This window comes from Lysinibacillus sp. GbtcB16 (genome assembly GCF_019091145.1).
Lineage (GTDB): Bacteria > Bacillota > Bacilli > Bacillales_A > Planococcaceae > Lysinibacillus > Lysinibacillus fusiformis.
On record NZ_JAGXJV010000301.1, the window covers coordinates 1 to 278 of the forward strand.

Annotated in this window: 1 protein-coding gene; it reads right to left on the bottom strand. The window is 52.2% G+C overall.

What is annotated here, in order from left to right:
- Nucleotides 1-278, bottom strand: a 278-nt coding sequence (locus KVT27_RS24345; RefSeq protein ID WP_217582149.1) for an alpha/beta hydrolase, incomplete at both ends; no start/stop codon positions are given.

Sequence of the window (278 nt, forward strand, 5' to 3'; positions counted from 1 at the left end):
CAGGATTTCCAGATTGAGCGGCATGTTTTGTTTCGTGCGTCCATTCAGAGTGTACGATCTTCCCGTTCTGCGCATCTCCTCTTTATTCTCGCTAGACAGCAAATCGACGCGGGCAACGCCGTTCCACGAAATGACACCTGCGATTTGTTCTGGGTGATCAAGCGCATAAATGAGACAAACACCCGCTCCCCGGCTATGTCCCAGCAGTAGAACAGGCTTCTCTTTGCCCGCCTCACGCGTCCTGATTGCCGACACAACAGCTTGCAAGTCTTCAAGAT